This is a genomic window from Thauera phenylacetica B4P, assembly GCF_000310225.1.
In the GTDB taxonomy this organism is placed as follows: domain Bacteria; phylum Pseudomonadota; class Gammaproteobacteria; order Burkholderiales; family Rhodocyclaceae; genus Thauera; species Thauera phenylacetica.
Genome location: NZ_AMXF01000326.1, coordinates 1 through 3369, shown reverse-complemented (window position 1 = coordinate 3369; position 3369 = coordinate 1). Strand labels below are relative to the sequence as shown.

3 protein-coding genes are annotated in these 3369 nt (G+C 72.2%); 1 reads left to right on the top strand and 2 read right to left on the bottom strand.

Annotated elements, in window-relative coordinates; all coding sequences use genetic code 11:
• Positions 1-101: 101 nt before the first annotated feature.
• Positions 102-578 carry a hypothetical protein gene (locus C667_RS21335; RefSeq protein ID WP_004383421.1) on the bottom strand — a complete coding sequence of 159 codons (477 nt, stop codon included), beginning with the start codon at positions 576-578 and terminating at the stop codon, positions 102-104.
• A 779-nt stretch (positions 579-1357) separates the two neighbouring features.
• Between C667_RS21335 and C667_RS21330 the strand changes: the two genes are divergently transcribed.
• Positions 1358-2560: an MFS transporter gene (locus C667_RS21330; RefSeq protein ID WP_004383419.1), complete on the top strand. Its 1203-nt coding sequence runs from the start codon at positions 1358-1360 to the stop codon at positions 2558-2560.
• A gap of 40 nt (positions 2561-2600) precedes the next feature.
• Here the strand turns inward: C667_RS21330 and C667_RS21325 are convergent, their stop codons facing one another.
• On the bottom strand, positions 2601-3044 hold the full coding sequence (locus tag C667_RS21325) for a bacteriohemerythrin (protein WP_004383418.1): 444 nt from the start codon (positions 3042-3044) through the stop codon (positions 2601-2603).
• Positions 3045-3369: the final 325 nt, after the last annotated feature.

The following is a 3369-nucleotide window of genomic DNA, read 5'->3' as shown; positions in this document are numbered from 1 at the left end:
ACGCGGCACGACCACCGCGTCGAGGACGCCGCGCAGGCGCAGGCGGTGGCGGTGGCGGTGGCGCAGGCCGCCGCCGGGGACGCAGCCGCGGACCGAGCGCTTCAGTCGGCCTCGCGCGCGAGCGCCCACAGCACCAGCACGGCGAAGCCGAACAGCAGCGCCCACTTGAGCGCAGAGCAGGTGGTCGACAGCAGGTACAGCCCGTGCAGGCCGAAGCGCGGCATCTCGGTCAGCCAGGCATGCAGCGCGTTCTCCACCGCATCGAAGGCCGCCGCGAGCGGCAGCACGAAGCGCGCCGCGCCGCGCGCGTGCCCGGGCAGCGCCGCGAACAGCGCCGTGCGGGTCGCGAGCAGCCAGCCGAAGCTCCCGTAGGCCAGCAGCAGCAGGCTGTCGACCGGGAGGTGGAGGCGGTAGCGGGCGAGATCCTCGGGCGGCCAGACATGGACGACCTCGCCGAAGCCGCGCGGCGTCCACGCGAACTGCAGCACGGTCACACCGGGCTGCAGGCCCGCGACCATCCAGAAGGTGATGGCGGCGAGCACCACCACCAGCAGGCCCGACAGATACACGGCGCGCATGCGCGAACCTCCGCGGCAAGAAAGCAGAGCTGGAACAAGGCAGCGGCGGCGCGACCCGCAAAGCCGATCACGGCGACGCTGGCCGAACGAGCGGATTCTACGCCGGGCCGGATGGAGGGCGATCGCAGGAAGGGAGATACGCCGCTTTCGCCCCTGCCTGCCGCCCGGAAGCGCGGCGGTTTCCTGTAGGAGCGGCGGCAGCCGCGAAGCCGCCGCTCCGGCAATCGACGCGCGTGCAGAACCCCACGGCCGCTTTCGCGCCTGCCGGCGCTCCTACAGAAACCGTCGCGTATCCCGGCCCCCTGTAGGAGCTGCGGCAGCTGCGAACGCGGCGGTCCGGCAAACGACGCGCGCGTCCCGGGCTCCACCGCCGCTTTCGCGCCTGCCGGCGCTCCTACATGAACCACCACGCGTCCCGGCCCGCCTGTAGGAGCTGCGGCAGCTGCGAACGCGGCGGTCCGGCAATCGACGCGCGTCCCGGGCTCCACCGCCGCTTTCGCGCCTGCCGGCGCTCCTACATGAACCACCACGCGTCCCCGCCCGCCTGTAGGAGCTGCGGCAGCTGCGAACGCGGCGGTCCGGCAATCGACGCGCGTCCCGGGCTCCACCGCCGCTTTCGCGCCTGCCGGCGCTCCTACATGAACCACCGCGCGTCCCGGCCGCCCGGCGCGAGGGAGGGCGGGCTTGATCGGCAACAGATGCCGGCGGCGGCGGTCGAAGTATCATTTCGCGCACCCGACCACCCCCAAGACCGCGCAGGCCGCCCCCGCGCCGACACCATGACCGGACCTCATCTCCTGCCGCTGCTGCTGCTCTACGCCCTCATGCTGCCGGTCACCGGCATGGTGCCGGTACTGCCCGACTTCACCGCGCAGCGCTTCCCCGGGCTCGGCCAGTTCGCCAGCCACTTCTTCATGTCGATCAACATGATCGGCGCGCTGCTCGGCGCCCCGATCGCCGGCCTGCTCTCCGACCGCCTCGGCAAGCGCCGCGTGCTCGCGGTCGGCGCGCTCGCGGCAAACGGCATCGCGCTGCTCGGCATCGCCTGGGCCTGGCGCGGCGCGGAGAGCTACGCGCTGCTGCTTGCGCTGCGCTTTGTCGAGGGCTTCGCCCACATGTCGGCGCTGTCCTTGCTCATGGCGCTCGCCGCCGACCACGCCGGCCGCGCCGGCCTGGGCGCGCGCATGGGCGCGGTGGGCGCCTCGATCAGCCTGGGCGTGGCCACGGGCGCACCCCTGGGCGGCGTCATCGGCAGCATCGATCCGTTCTGGGTGCCCTTCGGCGGCGGCCTGCTCTCGCTCGCCATGGCGGTGGTCGGCTTCCTCCGCCTCGCCGAGGGCGGCGGCACGCGCCCACGCATGGCCGCGGCCGAGATCGTCGGCACCCTGCGCAGCCGCCGCCAGTTGCTGATCCCGCTCGCGTTCTCCTTCGCCGACCGCCTCACCGTGGGCTTTATCGTATCGACGCTGTCGCTCTACCTGGGCCTGGTGATCGGTTTCGACGCGCGCCAGATCGGCCTCGCGATGGCGGCCTTCCTGATCCCCTTCTCGGTGCTCACCTGGCCGGCCGGCCACCTGTCGCGGCACTGGGATCCGCTGTGGATGATGGTGATCGGCAGCGTGCTCTACGGCGTTTTCCTGGCCGTGCTGGGCTTCGTGCCGGGCGATCGGGTGGTGGCGACGATGGCCGCGGGCGGGGTGATCGCGGCGCTGATGTACGCGCCCTCGCTGGTACTGGCCGCGCAGTACGGCGGCAGCGACTGCCGCGCGAGCGCGCTCGCCGCCTTCAACATGGCGGGCTCGCTCGGCTTCGCCACCGGGCCGCTGCTCAGCAGCGCGCTGCTCGCCGTCTTCGGGCTGCTGCTCGAGCAGCCCTATCCGCCGGTGTTCGTGGCGATCGGGCTGATCGAGGTCGTGCTCGCGATCGCGGTGCTGGTGCTGGCGCGCCGTGGTCGCCTGCAGGCGGGCGCCGCGACGGCCTGAGGCGGGGCTCGGTCGGCGTCGGGCTTGCGCGCAACGCGGCTCAGACCACGTCGATGTCGCTCGCCTTGCGGGCCGGGACCGCTTCGACGCGCCCCTCGACGTAGGCCGAGAGCTTCATGTCCTCGCCGACGATGTGATCCACCAGCCAGCCGCGCAGGAAATCCACCGCATCGCGGTCGATGCGGATGCGCCCATCCTCGAAATGGCCCTGCAACACGAAGATCTGCTCGAACAAGGCCTCGTGGATCGCCTGGTGGCGCGCCAGCCCGGGATAGCCGGCAGCGCGCATGATCCCTTCCTCGCGCGCGAAGTGCTCCTCCGCGTACTCGACCAGCCGGTTGAGCACGCGCGCGATGTCCTTGCGGTCGCGCTTGTGCTCCCAGGCGTAGTGGAAATCGTTGATGCGCTCGAACAAGGTGCGGTGATCGTCGTCGATCTTCGCGTTACCGGTGCAATAGTCGGCTTTCCAGTTGAGCAGCGCCATCGTCGGGTCTCCTGGCTCGGACGGCGTCCGCGCATCGGGCCGCCTGTGGGCGACAGCTTAGCGCGTTCCATGCCCGCCTCGGTGCGCATCCGTTCACGCCAGCCTACCTCTGCCCGGCCCGAGCGCGGCACCGTCGCTGCGGGCCTGCCACGCGATCAAGGCAAGGCGCCCTCGGCCGCAACGGGCTCGTGGTGCTCCTCGCAACCGCTGCCACCATCGACCCGCGCGGCCACGAACAACACCCCCAGCCGCCACGCGGCCAGCGCGAAGGCCACGATCCAGGCCAGCGCGGCGAGCAACTGCAGGGCCGCCGCGGGCGTGTCGG